Origin of the sequence: Bifidobacterium animalis subsp. animalis ATCC 25527, assembly GCF_000260715.1 — a bacterium.
GTDB classification, from domain to species: Bacteria; Actinomycetota; Actinomycetes; order Actinomycetales; family Bifidobacteriaceae; genus Bifidobacterium; species Bifidobacterium animalis.
Genome location: NC_017834.1, coordinates 1439861 through 1459929, shown reverse-complemented (window position 1 = coordinate 1459929; position 20069 = coordinate 1439861). Strand labels below are relative to the sequence as shown.

The following is a 20069-nucleotide window of genomic DNA, read 5'->3' as shown; positions in this document are numbered from 1 at the left end:
GTATGGAAGGAACGTCGATGGCGCAGGAACAGGAATCGAGCAGCACATCCACCAGCATTCCCCGCGTTGGAAAGCATTCCAGGGGGTATGATCCACGTCAGGTGGATGCCTTCGTGGCCCAGGCCCATCGACTCTATGACGAAGGCGATCCCTCGCTCACCTTGGCCAGCATACAGAATGCCTCGTTCGCCATGGTGAAGGGCGGGTATGTGCCGGCGAATGTGGATGCCATGCTCGACCGTCTGAAAAGCGCGTTGTGTGACAAGCAGACGCTTGCCGAGATCAGCGAGCTCGGGCGGGTGGCCTGGAAAGCGCAGATGGAGGAGTCGCTGCGCGAATTGCAGCGCCATGCAGACCGCGACCACGGTGCCCGATTCGCCTCGGGACAGCATAAGGCGCTCTCATACAAGCGCAAGCAGGTCGATCGGCTCATTGACGACATCATGGACAAGGCTGCCTACGAGCTGTCCGAGGTGACGACCGACGGAACGCATCCGGCCGTGGGTGACGACCCATACCCGAATCTCAATGCGAAGGCCATAGAGAACGCGGCGTTCACCGTGGTGAAAGGGCCGCGCGGTTACGACCAGCGACAGGTCGACTATTACCTGGCCACTTGCGCCGATCTGCTTAACCGGTTGGAATCCTACCAGCGTCTCAATGAGAATGGCAGCATTCCAGCCGCTGGCACGGTGGAAAGCGCGGCTCCGTCGACACCGGTGAATGGCGTCAAGCCATTGTTCGCCAATGTGCCGCAGGCACCCGTGGCAGGTACGCAGGAGAATTCGGCCTCATCAACCAACAGCATGGCGAGCGTCTCTGGGACGCCGGCGCAGGCAGCCGCGGAGCAGCCGGATTCCACGCACGGCAGTTTTGACGAACTGCATGCCCAGGAGGAGGCCATCTTCAACACGGGCACCGTCAGCCCATCACCGGTGATTGTGCCGCCTACCGTCAGCCAGACGCCTGCCGCGCCAGTCGCGGCCGCTGCGTTGCCGTTCTCCGAGGACTCCGCGCCAACCGAGACGATTGCCCCGGTGGTGGAGAATCACGACACGCCATCTGCGAGCACACTGGGGCCGGGAACGCATAGTGCCGCGCATGCCTCCCTTTCGTCCATTCAACCGATCACGCCCGCGCCGCGAACCATTCCGTCGTACGAAAGGGCGGCCAGCCAAACGCCATCCACATCCGTTGCCCAGGCTCCGAGTGCCCCGAACACAGCGGATGACAAAACCGACGATGCCGAGACGGTTGCACCGGCACAGACGAAACCTTTTGTCGCTGAACAGCCACAGGCCTCTGAAACGTTGTCGTCGCTGGCGTTGATGGCGCATGAGACCTCGAGCATTCCGCAGAGCTCAAGCTCCTTGGACGAGGCCAAGTCAATCTTCGACACGCTGTCGGTGCCGAAGCTCACGAGTGTCTCGATCCCCGACCTGCCGATGCCATCGTCGACCCACGCCCCAACGGATTCCTCCGATCAGTCGCAAAATTCGGGGGAAAGGAACGACGACGTCGTGCGGCGCTATATTCGTGAGAGCCAGATGAACATTGACATTCCCGATCTTGCGTTCCCCGATGCGCCGTCAGGACGTGACTTGGCCCCGAGACAGTAAGTCAGCGGGCACGTATTCGCATAACGATTGAAATCCGGGGGTGGAACGCTCAATGGAAGCAGAGCATCAACGAGTCATCATTCTGGGATCCACCGGTTCGATAGGCACCCAGGCACTTGACGTGATCGATCGCCATAGGGATCGGTTCGAGGTGGCCGGTCTGGCTGCTGGGGGCTCCCATGTGGGGCTGCTGGCAGAACAGGCCGCCTCGTTCCATGTACCGCTTGTGGTGGTGTCGAACCCGCAGGCCGAGGAGCCGCTTCGGCAGGCATTGGACGCCAAGGGCGCCCACGCCACACAGATTCGCAGTGGACAGGACGAGGTGGTGGCACTGGCGGGTGCCGGAGCTCCCGTGGTGCTCAATGGCATCACCGGATCCATAGGACTCGAACCGTCGATTGCCGCGTTGCAGGCCGATTCCCAGCTCGCTCTGGCCAACAAGGAGTCGGTGGTGGCCGGAGGCCACCTCCTGTTCGATGCGCAGACACGTGAACACCAGATCAATCCGGTGGATTCCGAGCATTCGGCCATTTGGCAGAGCCTACGCGCAGGTACGCATGCCGAGATTGCCAAACTCATCGTCACTGCCTCGGGCGGCCCGTTCCGTGGTTGGACACGAGAGCAGATGAAATCCGTCACTCCGCAGCAGGCGCTGAACCACCCGACGTGGAACATGGGGCCAGTGGTCACCATCAACTCCTCGACGCTCATGAACAAAGGTCTTGAAGTGATCGAGGCGAGCAGACTGTTCAACGTGGCCGCCAACAACATCGAAGTCACCGTGCACCCGCAATCCATCGTCCACTCGATGGTCGAATTCTGCGATGGCGCCACAATCAGCCAGGCATCGCCGCCCGACATGCGACTGCCGATCGCTCTGGGACTCTCCGCCCCGGTGCGTCTCGATGACGTGGCACGTGGATGCGATTGGACGAAAGCCGCGGAATGGACGTTCGAGCCTCTCGACAACGATGCGTTCCCGGCGGTGAATCTTGCGCGCCAATGCTTGAAAGCCTCCGAGAAACACACTACGGTGTTGAATGCGGCCAACGAGCAGGCGGTGCACGCCTTCCTCGACGGTAGACTGGCCTATCTTGACATTGTGCCGAGTGTGGCTGAGACGATTGAACAGATGGATGCGCAGATGAGCGCGAATCCACTGTTCGAATCGGTGGCCGAGGTCGAGGAGCTCGAGCGGGAGGCGCGCGTGCGCGCCAACGAGATCATCGCCGCCAAGGGATAGTCTTTCGACATCCGCGCAGACAACAGTCTGCATACATAAGACACAGCACACCAGACACAGAACACGCGGGACCTGGCGCGGGCATGCCGTGCAGTACCGCAGAAAGAGTTCCAGAACAGGTATGAGTGAGCCAACGTTCCGTAAGACAGGTGAGGCAGCGGTAAGCGAGAGCCCGCTGCATGCGCGCCGCAAGTCACGCCGCATCATGGTGGGGCCGGTGCCGGTCGGCGGGGGAGCGCCGATCTCCGTGCAGTCCATGACCAACACGAAGACATCCGATGTCGGTGCCACGCTCCAGCAGATCGCCGAACTCACGGCAGCGGGCTGCGACATTGTGCGCGTGGCGGTGCCGAACCAGGAGGATGCCGATGCATTGCCGAAGATTGTGGCGAAATCGCCGATTCCGGTGATCGCCGACATCCACTTCCAGAGCAAGTACGTGTTCGAGGCGATCGACGCCGGCTGCGCGGCAGTGCGCGTGAACCCGGGCAACATTCGCAAATTCGACGAGGTGGGTCCGCAGATCTGCAAGGCGGCCACAGACGCCGGCATCTCGCTGCGCATCGGAGTCAACGCCGGCTCGCTCGACAAGGAGCTCTACGCCAAGTACGGCGGCCCCACGCCCGAGGCACTCGTGGCGTCCGCGCTCAAGGAAGCGCGCATGTTCGAAGATGTGGGTTTCCACGATTTCAAGATCTCGGTCAAGCACCACGACCCGGTCACCATGGTGGAGACCTACCGGCTGCTCGCCTCCAAAGGAGACTGGCCGCTGCACCTGGGAGTCACCGAGGCAGGTCCGGCCTGGCAGGGCACCATCAAGTCTTGCGTGGCCTTCGGTGCGCTGCTCGCCGAAGGCATCGGCGACACGATTCGCGTCTCGCTCTCCGCGCCCCCTGTCGAAGAGGTGAAAGTGGGCTGCAAGATCCTGGAATACCTCGGTCTGCGACCGCGCAAATTCGACATCATCAGCTGCCCGAGCTGCGGCCGTGCGCAGGTGGATGTGATCCAGCTCGCGAACGCCGTCACCGAGGGGCTCAAAGGCATCGCCGCACCGATTCGCGTGGCCGTGATGGGCTGCATAGTCAACGGTCCGGGCGAGGCACGGGAAGCAGATCTCGGCGTGGCGTCAGGCAATGGCAAAGGGCGCATCTTCATCAAGGGAGAGGTGGTCGAGACCGTGCCGGAAGACAGAATCGTGGAGACACTGCTCAAATACGCCCATGAGATCGCGCAGACCATGGGCGAGAGTGAGGACGGCATGGGCACCGGCCCCGTCGTCATGCCGCTGACCGGCGAGAATCTGCACCGGTAGACGACTGCGCCGCATGCGGAATGCGAACGCGAATGTGCCGGAACGGGAACAGGAAACAGACAAGTCGATAGGATTCAGCGTGTCCAAAGCTCACGAAGTACCGGAGAGGCAGGGCTTCAGCCGCACACGTCGGCTCATGATCACACTGCCGATCTTCATCATTCTGCTCGGCGTGCTCGTCATGGCGTCAAACTACACGCGCCTGCCGGCAGACAACACGCCCACCGGGCAGACATTCGCCACGCTGTCGCCGAACACGGCGGTCACCTTCGATACACGTGAGCAACTGCCCAAACAGGGCGCCTACAAGGTGCATGAATGGCATCAGGCCATCGATGCGAAGCAGCCGAGCACCGGTGATGTGCAGCGCATCAACATCAACTTCCGGGAGCCCCAAGGGGCCGGAGACAATCTGCCGGCGGTGATTTTCTTCCACGGCGCGGGCTACGGCACATGTGACAATTCATTCGGCGACATCGCCACGGCCATGTCATCCGCCGGCTTCGTCACAGCGGTCATAGACAAGCCGGTGTGGAACACGAACGACATGACCCGTGACTATGAGGGCTCCGCGGTGATCTACGAGCAGGTCATCAACATGATGCGCGGATTCAAGAACGTGAATCCGAAGGGCGTGGGACTCTATGCGACGTCCGAAGGCGCATGGATCGCGTCGTATGTGGTGCAGCGCGACGACAATCTCGCCTTCCAGGTGTTGCTTTCGCCCATGGTGTTCTCTGCCCGGCACGCACTCGCATTCCTCGCCGTGCAGGACTTCGCCCTTGTTGGCGCGAACGAGGGGTACCAGTCGATAGTGCGCCGCGTCTTCTCGCTAGACCTGCCGGCCCTGGGATTGACGAACGCCGACCTCAACACGTCGGTGTCGGCCGCCTACCGCATTCCCACCCTCGTGGCCTATGGGGCGAAGGATGTGATGACCGCACAGGTGCAGGGCTTCAAAGACATTCTCGAACAGGCCCACAAAGCCGGCAACTACAATGTGACGCTGCGCAGCTACCCGATTGCGAACCATGTGCTGCGTCTGGGAGATGAGGCGATGGAGAACACGCCGTTCGCCGACGATTACGTGCGCGACACGGTGTCGTGGGTGGCCGGCACTTCGCGGGGCCTCACACAGACAAGCGAGCCCGTTGCGGGAACGCCGCTCTACCAGTCGATCGCAGTGCCGTTGGAACTGCATTCACGCCCTGCGATGACGTGGTATGGCATTGTGGTGATGGGGCTGAACCTCATCATGATGCTCATATCGGCCGTTCTGCTCGTGGTCACCCTCATACGCGCGATCATGCGTCGGGTGCGCCACCAGTCACATGGCATGGGCATGCGCAAGCCGTTCGCACGCGCTCTGAGATTCACCGCGATAATGACGGCGGCGGCCGGTCTGCTCTTCCTGGGCGGTTTCGCGGAAGTGGTGATCGCCGTCGTGCAATTGGCGTGGGGCAAGGCTCCCAATCCGAGTGCCGGCATGATGTACTGGAGCTGGCCCGTCACCCAGTTCGCATGCGTGCTCGTGCTGTGGGCATGGGCGTCGATGATCGAGCACATCATTGAGATCTGGTCGCAGCGGGGACTGCTGCAATGGCCCATGAATCGCGACGCGTGGCGTGCGCTCGCGCACAACGACGATCAGATCATCGCGACCAGCAGATTCGGCCGCGTGTTCTTCTGGATCCTCACGATCACGCTGATCTCGATGCTGCTGTGCTTCTCCTTCTGGGGATTGTTCAGGTTCTAGGGAGCCCGTCGCATGGCGCTATACAGGGACGAGGCCGTGGTGCTGCGCACCGCCAAACTCGGCGAGGCCGACCGCATCATCACATTGCTTACCCGCGACCACGGCAAGGTGCGTGCGGTGGCGAAAGGCGTGCGCCGCACGAAATCGAGATTCGGGGCGCGCTTGGAGCCGTTCATGCGCATCGATCTCCTGCTGGGTGAGGGTCGCACTTTCGACAGCGTGCGGCAGGCGGAATCCGTAAGTGCGTATGCCGGCGGCATCACGGGAGATTATGCCACATACACTGCGGCCAGCGCGATGTGCGAGACCGCGACCGATCTGCTCCCCGCCGAGCACGAGCCCGCAGCAGCGCAGTACCGCCTGCTCATCGCCGCATTGGGCGCATTGAGCAGGCATCTGCATGACCCTCAGGCCATTGCACTGTCGTATATTCTGCGCGCGATGTCATTGGCCGGCTGGACTATTCGCCTCGACTCATGCGTGGTGTGCGGCAGTCAGGACGTGGAGTTCTTCTCGGCTTCGGCAGGCGGCGCAATGTGCCCGAATGACCACACGCCAGACGCCGTGCGCGTGCCGGCGCATGTGTTCGACCAGTTGCGGGCGCTCGAACAGGGGGACTGGCCGCAGCTCGACATGCTGCAGACGCTCGACCCGCGGTGCGAGAACATCGTTCGCGAATGGGCGCAATACTACCTTGAGCGACCGATTCGTTCTCTGCGCTTGCTAGATTAGAACCATGGCTTTTGATGCAGTGGACTACAAATCCTTGAGCGTGCCGGCCGCGCCGTTCTCCGACCCCACGATTATCCCGGACTTCCCGAAGAACAAGGTTCCCCGTCATGTCGGCGTGATCATGGATGGCAACGGACGCTGGGCGCAGCAGCGCGGTCTCATTCGCACGGACGGTCATCAGGCCGCCGAACCGGTGGTGTTCGACACGATTGCCGGCGCAATCGAAGCCGGCGTGCGCTACTTGAGTCTGTACACGTTCTCCACCGAGAATTGGAAGCGCTCGCCGCAGGAGGTGCGCTTCCTCATGGGGTTCTCGCGTGACATCATCCACCGCCGTGTGGCGCAGATGGACGAATGGGGCGTTCGCGTACGCTGGTCGGGGCGCAGGCCGAAGCTGTGGAAATCCGTCATCGACGAGCTCGAGGTGGCCATGGAGCGCACCAAGCGCAACAAGGTGATCGATGTCGTGTTCTGCATCAACTATGGCGGCCGTGCCGAAATCGCTGACGCCGCCGCGGCAATCGCACGCGAGGTGCGCGATGGCAGGATCAAAGGCGACCGCGTCACCGAGAAGATGATTTCCGAACATCTGTACAATCCCGATATTCCGGACTGTGATTTGGTAATCCGCACTTCCGGCGAGCAGCGCACGAGCAACTTCCTGCCGTGGGAGGCCGCCTATGCCGAGCTCGACTTTGTGCCCGAGCTGTTCCCGGATTGCGGCCGCGAAGTGCTGTGGGGTTCCATCGACCGCTATATTCATCGTGACCGTCGTTTCGGGGGCGTCAAGAAGTAAGGGTGCGGCTTTCGCATGCCTCCACTCGGGGATTAATATTTCTCTGCGAGACAGACTCAGGTCGGCCACTTGTTTTGTCTCAATTTGGATCTTCCAGTGAAATAAAACAAGTAGCCGTTCCTTGATTTGTCTCACTGGGAAGAGATACCTGAGACGGAGCAAGCAGATGTTACTTGATTTGTCTCGCTGGGAGTGTCTGTCTGAGATGAAACAAGTGGCGTGTGCCGGGTTTGTCTCACGGAGATGGATTGTCTGAGACCAAGCAAGCGGCCGTTACTTGGTTTATCTCATGAAGGGGTCTGCAAGCGAAATCTATTAAGTGCAGATTACTTACTTCGTTTCGCTGGGAGGGGATGTTTGAGATCAGGTAAGTAATTCGCACTTGGTTTGTCTCGCGGGGAGCGTGTGCCCAAGACGAAGTAAGTGGCTGTTATTTGGTTTATTCGCTCACACGGCGGCAATAAAGCGGAAAACGAAGCTCAGATGAGATGAATTAACGCAGTTAACAGTGCACATATCGCGATTCGGCTTGTGTTGCAGCGTGCGAGGAACCTAGTCTGCACATATGAGAGTGAATATTGCGATGAACCAGTTCCTCGACGAGGCGCAGCAGCAGCGCCGGTGTGCCGTCATGCCGACACGTGCGGTGCATCAGGCGTTGCTGCGGCGCGTGCGTACAGGTGAAATCGTGTCGCCCATGCGGGGATTGTATGCGCGTGCATCGTATTGGAAATCTTTGGACACCGTGGAACGGAATCGGCATGTGGTCCGTGCGAAGAGCAGGCAGCATCCGGAATGGGTGTTTGGCGGTCTGGAAGCAGTGTGCATGCATGGGTTGGATCATGATTACGCATTGCATTCCTCCAATTTGACGGTGCTTTCCCCGACACACGCACAGGCAAAACCTGTGCACGGGATCACTCACATATGCATGCCGAATTGCAACTATGCAGTGATAGATGGCGTGAAGGTGCTTCCCCTTGCACAGACTGTGGCCATGGGGTTACGCAGTTTTGATTTTGTGAATGGCATGCAGATTGCCAACTGCGCGCTTCGGCACGGACTCACCAAGCAGGAGATTGGAGACTGCATGAGCCGGCTCGGCAACTGTGGCGCGTCAGCTTGGCGGGTGCTTGAATATGGCAGTGACCGGTGTGAGAATGGCGGTGAGTCGCGCGCGTACGGCGTCATGCTCGACGAGGGAGTGGCACCGCCTTTGCTGCAATAACATTGCAGATGGCCAGACCGGACGGCATGCTCGTCCAGATTTCTACTGGGTACGTGATGACAGGTTCGTGATTGTGGGCGAGCTCGACGGCAACGAGAAATATGTGAATGCTCAGATGACTGGCGGTGCCTCGGTGGAACAGGTCGTCGATGCCGAGCGTGAGCGCGAACGTCTGCTGTTGCGCAACGGTGTCGACCGGATCGTCCGCTTCCGTGTTCGCGAGACCTACGACCGCGCGCAGTTCATTCGCAAGCTGCTCGAAGCCGGAGTGCCGCTATGCAAATGAGCCATGTACATGATAGACGCGTGGGCTGTGCCGGGTGTCAGCAACGCGATGCCAGCAGATTCGCGATGTCGCCCGTGAACCGCGCGAGGAATCGTTCGCGGGCGACGCCCACGGCCACATGCGTGGGGCGTAAGGAAGCATCGATGAATCCCTGCGGATTACCGATGGTGCGGCCGCGCACGCCGGTGCCGTCGTCGGTTCTCGTCTCCACACACATGGGCAGGTCGAGCGTGCCGACGAACGTCGAATCGAGCACCACCGCAGCGGCCAACGGATCGTGCAACGGCATGCCGGCGGCGAAGATCGGGTCGCTGGCCGCGTTCGCGCGAATGGAGAACTCTGCGATCGCCGTGAGGAACCGTGAGGCCTCGGTATGCGCCGCGTTCCAAGGGGTGACATCGGTGGAACCCAGAAGGCAGCGGTGGGTGACGTCGAGCCCGACCATCGTCACGTCCGCGCTACTGCGCAGCACGCGATCTGCGGCTTCCGGATCCTGGATCATGTTCGTTTCACAAACGAGGTCGTAGCAATTCCCCTCTTGCGTGAGGGTGCCGCCCATGAACACGATGCGCGCCTGCCTCACCGCTTCCGGGTCGAGTGTGAGCGCGGTGTCGATGTCGGTGAGCGGCCCGGTGGCGAGAATCGTGAGGTCGGGGCCGAATCTGCGGGCGGCGTCGACGATCATGCGCGCACCGGCGGTGGCCTGCGAGCAGCTCTCCTGCGGGAATTCGAGTTTCTCGGGAGTGGGGATGTGCGCAGACCCGCTGGGAATCGTGAGTTCTGGCATGGTGGGCAGATCGGCGTGCGCCTCGCCCACTTGGTAACCTCCTACCGAGATCGCAGTGCCGCACTCGGTGAGGTTGCGAATCTGTGGCGCGGTGAGTGTGACGAGTCCATTCGCATCACTGGCGAGCGCCTCGCCGGGCGTAGTCGGCGTGAAGTCGGCATTGTCGCCGTTGCCGGTCTCGATGCCGACACCTCCCAGACCATCGCTGCCGTGGAATCGCGCGCAGCCGGCGTCGGCGATGAAATACGGTGCCCATGAGGGATGCCTTGCGCCGTCAAACACCGGTATATCGGAACGCCTGAGCAGACCCAGCACAGCACGGGTGTTACGCGCCGCCTGTTGCTCGAGCACGTTGCCGTAGCTGGCACTCACGCCATGCAACCGGACGTCCGGCTGTGCGAGAAGCAACGCCAATGCGAGCGCATCGTCGATGCCGGTGTCCATGCTCGCCACGATGTGGTGTATGTCGGTCTGCGGATTCGTCATGCCCATGTCTGCGTTCCTTGTTGCTGTGTGCGGTTGCTGCGCGCTGCCGTCGTGCCGCTAGTGCGTCTGTTTCAGGAATTCGTCGGTGGCGAGGTCCTTCGACTGCGGCGCTGTATGCACCACGCGTCCGTCCGCGTCCGTGTACGCGTCGGATTGTGCGAGGAAGTCGAAATACTCCTGTGTGCCTTGGTAATCCGCCAATCCGAACGTCTGCTTGCCGGAGATGATCTGTTCGCGATCGCCCCAGTACTGCCCGTCAATGATCGTCGTCATTGACTCGCGCACGAATTCGGGGTTGAGATTCGCTTCGGGTGCCTCCTTGACGAGAATGTCGGCGGCTTCGTCACCATGTTCATATGCATACTCGTAGCCGCGTTGTGTCGCCTGCACGAAGCGTTTCACGAGGTCGGGATTCTGCGCGATGAGTCTGTTGCTGGTGATGATGCCGATCGAATCCGCGTTGCCGGGCACGCCGTATTCCGGTTCGGTGAAGCAGTTGAGTTTCGGTCCGTTGAGCTTGGCCTGCACGCCTTCCCAGGTGGAGTAGAAGCCGCCGAAGTCGGCGCGGCCGGATTCGAGTGTCTGGAACGTGGAGGTGCCCACCGTCACCTTGTCGAAGTTGCCTTTGCCGCCGTCGTGCTGGATCATGCGGCGCACCACGGCGTCGGACTCGCTTGAGCCGAAGGTGGCGAACGTCTTGCCGTCGAGGTCGCGTGGTCGTGTGATGGATGTATTCGAGGCCAGCGCGCACCAGATCGCGCTCGTCTTCTGCTGGATCTGCATCACCTGCCGGAGTTCGGCCCCTTTGGTGGAGTAGGTGCTCACGTTGGTGAGATTGGAGAGCGCGAAATCCGCGACGCCGTTGTTCACCGCCTGCTCGGCGCCGGATTGTGCGACGGCGACGATGTTCACGTCGAGCCCTGCCTGCCGGTAGTACCCTTTGTTCTTCGCCACGTAGACGCCAATGTGGTTGGTGTCGGGCGCCCAGGACAGCATGAATGTGACCTTCGTGAGGCCGTCGTTGCTGCTGTTCGCGCTGCCTGCGGAACCGCACGCCGTGACTGCGCATATGGTGAGCAGGGTGGCGAGCATGGCGATGATGCGAGTGAGATGTCGGTGAATATGGCGGAGGGCTTTCATATGGTCACTTTCGAATTGGTACTCAGATTTGCGGATTTGTGGATTCACTGGGCGTCCGGGTCGGCGTCGTCGGCCGGCGTGCCGATGGTGAGTCGCTCGACGGCGTGCACGGCGAGTAGCAGCAAGCCGGTCATGATGATGATCACGAAGGTCGCGGCGAAGATGCGCGGGGTCTGGAAGGAATTGTAGGCGGCCTGCAGCCAGATTCCCAGACCGCTGCGTGCGCCGAGGTACTCGGCGGTGGCGGCGGTGGCGAACACATAGGCGGCACTCACGCGTACGCCGCCGAAGATCTGGCGCGCGGCCACCCGCAGATCCACATGGAACAGTGTCCATGCGCGCGAGGCGCCACAGGTCATCGCCACGTCGTCATAGAAGGCGGGGACGGCCGCCAGTCCTCGCATGGTCTGCACGACAATGGGGAAGATGGCGAACACGGCGACGATGACGATCTTGCCCACCGGTTCGAATCCGAACCAGATGAGGAACAGCGGGGCGATTGAGATGAGCGGCAGCGTCTGGGCGGCGGTGAGCAGCGGGAACAGTGCTGCATATGCGGTGCGCGAGCAGTGTATGCCTATGCCGAGGAGCACGCCGAGCACGCAGGCTATGGTGAATCCGCACACGCCCTCGATGAACGTCATGCAGGTGGCTGGCCAGAGGGTGGGCCACGAGATGATGGCTGAGCGGACGATCTGTGTGGGGGAGGAGATCATCGTGACGGGCGGATGGGCTGCATCAACCCAGACCTGCCAGATGAGCAGCAGTGCCACGATGGTGGCGACGGTGGGCCAATACCTCCACGCAGGTCGGCGTGGGCGGTCCGTGTGATTGCGCAATGAGCTGTGAAAAGCCATGGCACCTTACTTTCTGCGCGTGTGGCGCTGTGAGGTCGCCGGCTTCAGGCAGCAAGGTGAGGAGTCTACCGCCGAACGACCAGAAAAGTTAACTCTGCCATGCTTGTGCATGGCGACTGCAACAGTATAGGCCACCCTGTGGGCATGCGCCCACGAAGAACAGCGGCGGGGCACAAGCCGATGCCTGTGCCCCGCCGCTGGTACGGTGCTGCGTTCGTTCACTCGAGTCCGATGGACTTGAGCGAGTGCATGGTGAGGGTGCCGATGTGCGTGGTACCGGATTCGCTCACGAGTTCGACGGCGCGTGCGCCATCGCCAGGGAACGAGTACGAGCTCATCGCATGCTTGCCGCCGTTGACGTAGACCTCGACGCATCCGCGGTCGATGAACACGCGCAAGTCAAGCGTACCGGCTGCGAGCTCGGCGTCGCTGAGCTTGGCCACCCGGTAGCCTTTGTCGCCGTTCGCCACGTTCTGCCGGTCGATGACGACGCCGCCGATCTGCGCGTCGAACACGATTGCCGTGTAGTGGCCGTCGCTTGTGGCATGCACATGCAGTCCGGCGCGTTCGGCGGTGGTTTTATGCAGATCGAGGCTCATCTCAATCTCCAGTGCACCCCCGTCATCGTCGAGGATCCTGGAGGTCTGGTTCGTGCCGAGGTCGAGCGAGTCGAAGCCTATGGTGTTCTCGCGCAGCCCCTCCATTTCGATGGTGGGGGCGGTGACCAGGTTACCGTCATCGCCCAGCGTGATCTCGCGGGGGAGGGTGAGGTTGCCGCACCAGCCGTCCTCCTCCATCGGGATGGGGGCGACGAACGGGCTCATCCAGCCGTACATGATCTGGCGCCCTTCGGTATTGAACGACTGTGGCGCATAGAAGTTATGGCCTTCGTCCCACAGGCGGAACTCGGTCTCCGGCTTGAAGCTCTCGCCGGGCTTCCATGTGCCCACCATGTAGCCAGCATTGTTCACGTTGCGGTTCATGAAGCCATTTGGCTTGGCCCCCATTGCGGAGAAGCCGATGACCCACTTCTCGTTGCCCTGTGCATCGCGGATCGGGAAGAAATCGGGGCATTCAAGCATGAACACGTTCGGGTCCGGATGCTCGAACAGCACCCGATCGAAGCTCCAGTGCACCATGTCGCTCGACGTGTACAGCCACATCTGGCCACGATGCTCCTTCGACGAGACACCGAAGGTCATATACCAGGTGTCGCCGGTCTTCCACACCTTCGGGTCGCGGAAGTGGTGGTCCACCTCGTCGGTGGGGCAGTCGATGATCATGCCCTCCTTCGTGAAGGTCTTCAGCTCGTCGTCGTTCGGCTTGGCGAGCATCTGCACCTGCCAGTCGCCCCCGGTGTTGTCCTTGCCGTTGGCCCAGCGGTGACCGGTGTAGAAAATCCACGGCTTGCCGTCGTCGCCAATCACGGTGGAACCGGAGAACACACCGTGGCGTTCCTGTTCGAGGCTTGGCGCGAAGGCGATGGGTCCGCGGTGCCAGTCGACCATATTGTCGGAGGAGACGTGGCCCCAATGCATCGGGCCCCACTGTGTGCCGTAGGGATGCAGCTGGTAGAACACGTGCCAGCGTCCGTTGTAGCGGCACAGGCCGTTCGGGTCATTGATCCACCCGCCGTTGGAGGCAATGTGGAACTTTGGGTACCAGCGGTTGTTGCGGGTGGCTTCCAGTGCCGACGCGCCTGCTTCAGCGAGTGACAGCTGCTCGGCATGGTCTGAGATCGGCGTGAGCACAGGGTCGAGCGCCGGGTCGGGGGTCAGAATGCCGTTGGCGGGAATATTGGTGGGAAGGGCTGCCATCGTCGTTGTCCTTTCGGATTCGGCTGTCTGATTTCGTTTGCGTAATCGGAGACGTTTTCAGTCGACATCTGTCTCCTTTTGCGCAGGATTGCAAGATATACGGGTTTCATTTGCGTAAATGGGGACAGCTGGAGGCTGCCATCTGTCCCCATTTACGCAAATGAGGGGAGGGAGAGGAGGGGCAGAGATATGAGAGAGTGACGGGGGAGAGGTGCGGATGGGGCTTTACATATCCTCGGAATCCGCGGAGAGGATCGCCTCGTCGGTGGCGAGCGACGGCACTTTCTTCGAATCGCGGATGAACGGATCGCCGTCCACTTGCTCGTCGTCGCGCTTAATCACGAAGAATCCGTAGATGGTGGCAGCAAGCACGATGGCGGAGATCGTCAGGAACGTCGTGCGGTCGCCCATGCGGTCATGCAGCATGCCGAGCGGGGTGGAGAAGACGACCTGGCCGATCTGCGAGGCAATCTGGAAGCCGACCATGTAGAGCGTCGCGGAGAGCTTCGGATTGAAGTGGAGTGTGAAATAGCGGAACGCCGGCAGGCAGAACAGCGGCACTTCAATGGCGTGGAACATCTTGACGATCGAGATGGCCACCGGATCGTGGAAGATGCCGCACAGCCCGATGCGAAGGAACATCACCGTGGATCCGAGCAGCAACGCGTTGCGCACACCCACCTTGCGCATGATGATCGGCACGACGCCCATCATCGCGGATTCGCAGAACACCTGCACCGAGTTGAGCGTGCCGTAGACGGCGTTGCCGGTGGCCTCATTCGGGAAGAGCGAGGCGTAGTAGGTGGGGAACATCTGCTGGTCGAATACGGTGTAGAACGTGTTGGTGAGCAGCATGAACACGATGAGCACCCACAGTGCGGGCATCTTGAGCACGCCGAGCATGTCTTTGATGGTCGGGTTGGTGGGCGCGGCATTCGGATCGGCGGCTTCCTTGAGCGCTTCGCGCTGCTCGGCCGGATACCAGGTGAGGTACACGATGAGCATGCCCACGCCGAATGCGGAGCCGAGCCAGAAGTTGATCATCGGGTTGATGTTGAACACGAAGCCGGCGACAAGCGCCACAATGGCATAGCCGAAGGAGCCCCATGCGCGGGATTGGCCGTACTCGAAGTTGAAGCGGCGGCTGTACCGTTCGGTCACGGCTTCGATGAGCGAGCAGCCTGCCATGAAGCCTGCGGAGAGCACGACGGAGCCCACGAGTGCGGCGGCCATCATGTTCGTCTTCATCAGCGGCGCGTACACGAACTGCACGAAGGGGCCGACGAGTGCGGCGATCGCCGAGATGACGAGCACGAGACGGCGCTTGAGTCCGAGATTGTCCTGGATGAGGCCGTACCCGAACATGAGGATGAGCGTGGCCAGCGAGTTGATCGAATAGATCGTGCCCACTTCCGCGCCGTTGAGTCCCATCGAGTTGAGCCAGCGCTGGAAGAACGACCACCAGATGCCCCAGGAGCAGAAGAACAGGAAGATGCCGGTTGAGCTTTGCAGGTAGGAGGGGTTCCTCCACACCTTCGCGGTTGTTGCCATGATGTGAACCTCGTTGTCTGAGCCTAAGCTGCGTTGTACATGACGGCTCCCGCGCATTGCCTCGGTTTGTGCACCGTGTGCCCGTGTTGTGCGCAGGAGGGGACAGGCCTCGCTGGGTCTGCTAGGGGAGCACCATTCGCGTCGTCTGTGTCGGTTGTGGTGTTCCGCATACTCTCAGAATAGAGCGTAAATCGATTTACGTCAAACGATTGACTTTTTCATAAAACCAACACATTTCCTGAAGCGCTTAATGTCAATCGTTTGACGCATTCTTTAGTGCCGCAGTGACCATGTGTCACGTGGTCGTCGGCGTGTCGCGCACCGATCCCTTCTCGATCAGCGTGCAGTGCACCTTCACCGGCGATGGTGTGTCGAGCAACGGCATCACCGCAGTCGTATGCGGCCAATCACCTTCATTGAGCGGGCGGTTCTCGATCATCGACACGAGCTTGTTCGCGGCCCAGTAGCCCATCTCGTAGTGGGGAAGCTCAATGGTGGTGAGTTGCGGCTCAAGTGTCTCGGCAAATACGCGATGATTGTCCACGCCAATCACTGAGATATCGCGTCCCACGGCCAGTCCATGTCGTGCAGCCGTCTCGTATACATACCAGGCGCGTGCGTCGTTGAAGCAGAAGAATCCGTCGGGCTGCTCGGTGTCGAATAGCGCTTCCACGGCACGTAGTGCCGGCCCGTTGTTGAGCACATCGCATTGCAGTCGTTCGTCGAAGCACATGCCGTGGTCCGTGAGGGCCTGTCGGTAACCGGCGAGCCTGCCAGTCTGCGCCACCATGGGTTCGGCGCATCCCACGTACGCTATGTGGGAGCATCCGGCTTCGATGAGTCTGGTGGTGGCGTCATAGCCAATGCGGAACTCGTCCGGTTCGATGGACGGGAAGCGCCTGGTTTCCTCTGCAGCGTCGACGAGCACCAGAGGGAATTTGGCGAGTGATTTGGGCGCCGTCATCACGCGGTTCGACATCGCGGAGTACAGGAAGCCGTCCACGCCGTATCGTTTCAGCGCACGGATCTCGCTTTCCAGAGCCTGTTCGGTGTCTCCGTTCACGGTGAGCAGCATGTATCCAAGCGAGCTCAGGGCGTCTTGTGCACCCTGGATCATGCCGCCTGCATACGGCGTGGTGGCCACCTCGACGCTGATGAACCCGATCATATGCGTCCGGTTGGTGCGCAGGGAGCGGGCCAGCACATTGGGCTGGTACCCCATTCGCTCTGCGGTTTCGCGTATGCGATTCGCAAGCCGCGGGTTGATGCGCCCTGAATCACGCCCATTGAGCACGAGTGAGACCGAGGAGACAGAGACTCCGGCCGCTTGTGCGATTTCCTTCATCGTCGTCATGATTCCACCTTATACGCCCCGTGCCGCAGATGCGTATGACACACCGATGTGGGCTCGGATCCTCACGTCTGCTTACCGTTTGGTGAGGATCTCGTTCACGAGCTGCTGCTTTTCGCTGATCTGCCCTGAGAAGCCCGGGCGAATGTCGAGCTTGAGCGTCACGCCGGTGCGGTATCCCTGTTCGGCGAGTTTCATCGTGGCATCACGTACCACTTTGAGCACATCGTCAAGGTTTCCCTCGATGTTCGTGAACATGGCGTTCGTCTCGTTCGGCAATCCGGATTCGCGGATTACCTCCACCGCTTCCGCCACGTATTCGCTCAGCTCGGCGCCGACACCGCTGGGGGCGATCGCCACTGCCGCCACCGTGTTGATGATCGGTTTGCCGTGCTCGTCCACGGGCACTTCCTGCCGCACCGCATTGCGATCGGGGCTGTTCATGTGTCTTCTCCTTCGTCGCAGGCGTGCGACCGTGCATGTTTCTGCGTCGCTCGGCCGCACGGACATTTCAGATTCTTTTGCTCAGTGCATCGCCCAGGCATGGTTCATCGGACCGTGACCTTTGCCGAGGTCCAGATTCGCGCGCAGGGCTCCGCTCAGGTATGCCTTGGCATCGCGTACGGCATCTTCGAGGTCCTCGCCTTGGGCAAGGTACGAGGCGATGGCGGACGACAGTGTGCATCCCGTGCCGTGTGTGTTGTCGTTGGCGATGCGTTCCCCTTCGAACCACGTGACGGCACCAGTCGGGAATGCAAGCACGTCGTCGGCGTCTTTCACACCATGACCGCCCTTGACCAGCACGCAGATGCCGTAGTCCTTGGCGAGCTGCACGGCCGCGGTCTCCATGTCAGCCTGGTTGCCGATCGGCATCCGGGCCAGCACCTGTGCCTCAGGAATATTCGGGGTGATCACCGTGGCAATCGGGAAGAGACTGCTGATCTCCTCGGCGATTGTGTCATCCGCGGCAAGGCTCGACCCGCTTGTGGCCACCATGACCGGGTCGACCACGATGTTCGTGGCCTGGTGGTCCCTGAGTTTGTGGGCGACGGTCTTCACGGATTCAACGCCCACGATGACGCCGATCTTCACTGCGGTGGGTCGAATATCGTCGAATACCGAATCGATCTGGGCGCCCACGATGTCGTGGTCCACGGCGGCAATGGCCTGCACGCCGGTCGTGTTCTGCGCCGTGATGCCCGCCACCACGCATTCGCCGAATACACCGTTGGCGAGCATCGTCTTGAGGTCGGCGGGAATGCCCGCACCGCCGGAGGAATCGGTTGTGGCGATTGTGAGCACGGCCGGCAGCTTGGTCGCAGCAGGCTTGCGTTCCGCGTACCGGGGCTTCTCGTCGCCGCGAATGGCGGTCCAGTCATCGACCAGCCGGCGGGTGGCCTGCTCCGGGTCGGGGGCGCCGGCAATGGCGGAGACGACGAACCAGCCGTCGGCCTTCGTCTTGGCGAGCATAGGAATGTCGTCGGCTTTCACGCCACCGCCCACGATGAGCGGGTATTTGCTCATCGTGCGCATTTCGTCGATGGAGGAGGCGTCCAGCGTGGTGATATCGCCGTTTTCGTCGACGATCATGCTGTCGGGCTTCGTGGCCGTCATGTGCAATGGGCCGGCTCCTATGTAGTCGATGGTGCCTTTGGGCAGATGGTTGGCCTCGCGCACTTCGTCGACGGTTTTCGCCGACAGTCCAATGATCGCGTCAGGGCCGAGCAGCTTGCGTGCGACCACTGGATCGAGGTCATCCTGACCTATGTGCACCCCGTCGACCTTGATGCCCTTGGCACGGGCCTCGAGCGCGGCGTCGACCCGGTCGTCGATCACGAAGGCCACCGAGTCCTCCACGTGATGGCCTGCGATCTCTTCGGCGATGTCATTCGCCAGGGAGACGATCTCGGCGACATCCTGGGTTTTGGCGCGCAGCTGGATGAAACTGGCGCCGCCGTCAAGGGCCTTGGCCACGACGTCGAGAATCGGCCGGTTGCCGCAATCGTCGGGGCCGACCACGAAATAGAAGCGCAGATCGAAACGGCCGCGCATGGATGGGTATGGGAACGAGTTCATTGTGTCACCTGATTCGTGTGTTGTGTGTCGGCATGCCGTGCCATGGCAGATTCTAGGCCAAATAGAGCGGTGCGGAGGCGATTTCCTCCGGCGTAAAGTTCCACAGTGCGTCGAGGAACGCGGTTTGGAATGATCCCGGCCCATGCGATGCTCGTTCGGCGGCTTCGGAAGATACGTTGTAGAGCATCGAGGCGGCCAATGATGCCACCAGTGGATCGGCCACCGCGAGGTAGATGGCCGTGACACCGCCAAGCGAGCATCCGGCACCCGTGATCTTCGTCATCATCGCGCTTCCACCGGGAAGGCGGTAGACGAGTCGTCCGTCGGTGACGAGATCGACTTCGCCGGAGACCGCGACGGCACCGGTGTGGGTGGGGGAGTGGAGCGCCAGATACGCCGCGAGACCGGTGGCGGCGGTGATGGCGGCATCCACACTGTCGGCGGCCTCCACACCTGCGGGCCCATTGTGCTCATCCGTTCCGGCTGCATCGCCCAGTTGCCACATATCGTGCAACACCAGTGCCTCCGATGCGTTGGCGCGGATGACGGTGGGAGGGTAGTCCTTGAACCCCTCGAGAATCTCGGTGCGTGCGACGCCAACGCCGGCTGCCACCGGGTCGAGCACCCACTTGCAGCCATGGCGGCTCAGATGCTCCGAAATCTCCTGCAGGGCATCGCGGTAGAACGGCAGCAGCGTACCCACGTTGATGTATGTGGCGCCGCACGAAGAGGCCAGCGAGGTCACATCGTTGGGAAGGAAGCTCATGGCGGCGGTGCCCCCCGCGGCGAGCTGCGCATTGGCCACCAGGTTAATGGTGACGAAATTGGTGAACGACTGCGCAAGCGGGGTCTGCTCGCGAACATCCTGCGCCGCCTGACGTATGCGTTCACGAATGGGGTCGTCTGGTGCGACCTCGTGTAGATTGGATGTGCCGGAATTCGGCGTGGTCGACGCTGTGGTCATCTGTACTCCCTACTCTGGTGCTAGCCAACAGGTTCGAAGGGTTAGGCGCGAAGCCACTCTCAGCTCTA

General features: G+C 61.3%; 17 protein-coding genes. 8 read left to right on the top strand and 9 right to left on the bottom strand.

The window, feature by feature from the left end:
* The first annotated feature begins 17 nt into the window (after window positions 1-17).
* The 8 genes from BANAN_RS06160 to BANAN_RS06125 all read left to right on the top strand — a co-directional run bounded on the left by BANAN_RS06160 (window position 18) and on the right by BANAN_RS06125 (window position 8972).
* A complete protein-coding gene (locus tag BANAN_RS06160) occupies window positions 18-1619 on the top strand; it encodes a DivIVA domain-containing protein (RefSeq protein WP_014698052.1) in 1602 nt (533 codons plus the stop codon).
* Window positions 1620-1671: 52 nt separating this feature from the next.
* A complete protein-coding gene (gene dxr / locus BANAN_RS06155; RefSeq protein WP_014698051.1) occupies window positions 1672-2862 on the top strand; it encodes a 1-deoxy-D-xylulose-5-phosphate reductoisomerase in 1191 nt (396 codons plus the stop codon).
* A 121-nt stretch (window positions 2863-2983) separates the two neighbouring features.
* The gene (gene ispG, locus BANAN_RS06150; protein WP_014698050.1) at window positions 2984-4174 is read left to right on the top strand and encodes a flavodoxin-dependent (E)-4-hydroxy-3-methylbut-2-enyl-diphosphate synthase; all 1191 of its coding nucleotides are present in this window, start codon (window positions 2984-2986) and stop codon (window positions 4172-4174) included.
* A 13-nt stretch (window positions 4175-4187) separates the two neighbouring features.
* The gene (locus BANAN_RS06145; protein WP_014698049.1) at window positions 4188-5930 is read left to right on the top strand and encodes an alpha/beta hydrolase family protein; all 1743 of its coding nucleotides are present in this window, start codon (window positions 4188-4190) and stop codon (window positions 5928-5930) included.
* A gap of 12 nt (window positions 5931-5942) precedes the next feature.
* Window positions 5943-6662, top strand: a complete 720-nt coding sequence (recO, locus tag BANAN_RS06140) for a DNA repair protein RecO (RefSeq protein WP_014698048.1) — start codon at window positions 5943-5945, stop codon at window positions 6660-6662.
* Window positions 6663-6666: 4 nt separating this feature from the next.
* On the top strand, window positions 6667-7458 hold the full coding sequence (locus BANAN_RS06135; protein WP_014698047.1) for an isoprenyl transferase: 792 nt from the start codon (window positions 6667-6669) through the stop codon (window positions 7456-7458).
* 565 nt (window positions 7459-8023) lie between these two features.
* Complete coding sequence (locus BANAN_RS06130) at window positions 8024-8686, top strand: hypothetical protein (protein WP_014698046.1); 663 nt, start codon at window positions 8024-8026, stop codon at window positions 8684-8686.
* A gap of 67 nt (window positions 8687-8753) precedes the next feature.
* A complete protein-coding gene (locus BANAN_RS06125; RefSeq protein ID WP_014698045.1) occupies window positions 8754-8972 on the top strand; it encodes a hypothetical protein in 219 nt (72 codons plus the stop codon).
* Between the two features lie 37 nt (window positions 8973-9009).
* On the opposite strand, the gene BANAN_RS06120 is transcribed toward BANAN_RS06125, so the two are convergent.
* The 9 genes from BANAN_RS06120 to thiM all read right to left on the bottom strand — a co-directional run bounded on the left by BANAN_RS06120 (window position 9010) and on the right by thiM (window position 20001).
* Window positions 9010-10251, bottom strand: coding sequence for a nucleoside hydrolase (locus BANAN_RS06120; RefSeq protein ID WP_014698044.1), 1242 nt, complete (start codon window positions 10249-10251; stop codon window positions 9010-9012).
* 51 nt (window positions 10252-10302) lie between these two features.
* The gene (locus tag BANAN_RS06115) at window positions 10303-11385 is read right to left on the bottom strand and encodes an ABC transporter substrate-binding protein (protein WP_014698043.1); all 1083 of its coding nucleotides are present in this window, start codon (window positions 11383-11385) and stop codon (window positions 10303-10305) included.
* 44 nt (window positions 11386-11429) lie between these two features.
* Window positions 11430-12242 (bottom strand): ABC transporter permease, encoded by an 813-nt coding sequence (locus tag BANAN_RS06110; RefSeq protein WP_041777038.1) that lies wholly within the window; start codon window positions 12240-12242, stop codon window positions 11430-11432.
* 218 nt (window positions 12243-12460) lie between these two features.
* A complete protein-coding gene (locus tag BANAN_RS06105; RefSeq protein WP_014698040.1) occupies window positions 12461-14059 on the bottom strand; it encodes a glycoside hydrolase family 32 protein in 1599 nt (532 codons plus the stop codon).
* A 225-nt stretch (window positions 14060-14284) separates the two neighbouring features.
* Window positions 14285-15610, bottom strand: a complete 1326-nt coding sequence (locus BANAN_RS06100; RefSeq protein ID WP_014698039.1) for an MFS transporter — start codon at window positions 15608-15610, stop codon at window positions 14285-14287.
* Window positions 15611-15905: 295 nt separating this feature from the next.
* Window positions 15906-16964 (bottom strand): LacI family DNA-binding transcriptional regulator, encoded by a 1059-nt coding sequence (locus tag BANAN_RS06095; protein WP_014698038.1) that lies wholly within the window; start codon window positions 16962-16964, stop codon window positions 15906-15908.
* Between the two features lie 72 nt (window positions 16965-17036).
* A complete protein-coding gene (locus tag BANAN_RS06090; protein WP_014698037.1) occupies window positions 17037-17405 on the bottom strand; it encodes an MTH1187 family thiamine-binding protein in 369 nt (122 codons plus the stop codon).
* Between the two features lie 81 nt (window positions 17406-17486).
* Complete coding sequence (gene thiD / locus BANAN_RS08790; protein ID WP_041777037.1) at window positions 17487-19037, bottom strand: bifunctional hydroxymethylpyrimidine kinase/phosphomethylpyrimidine kinase; 1551 nt, start codon at window positions 19035-19037, stop codon at window positions 17487-17489.
* Window positions 19038-19089: 52 nt separating this feature from the next.
* Window positions 19090-20001: a hydroxyethylthiazole kinase gene (gene thiM / locus BANAN_RS06080; protein WP_014698035.1), complete on the bottom strand. Its 912-nt coding sequence runs from the start codon at window positions 19999-20001 to the stop codon at window positions 19090-19092.
* Window positions 20002-20069: the final 68 nt, after the last annotated feature.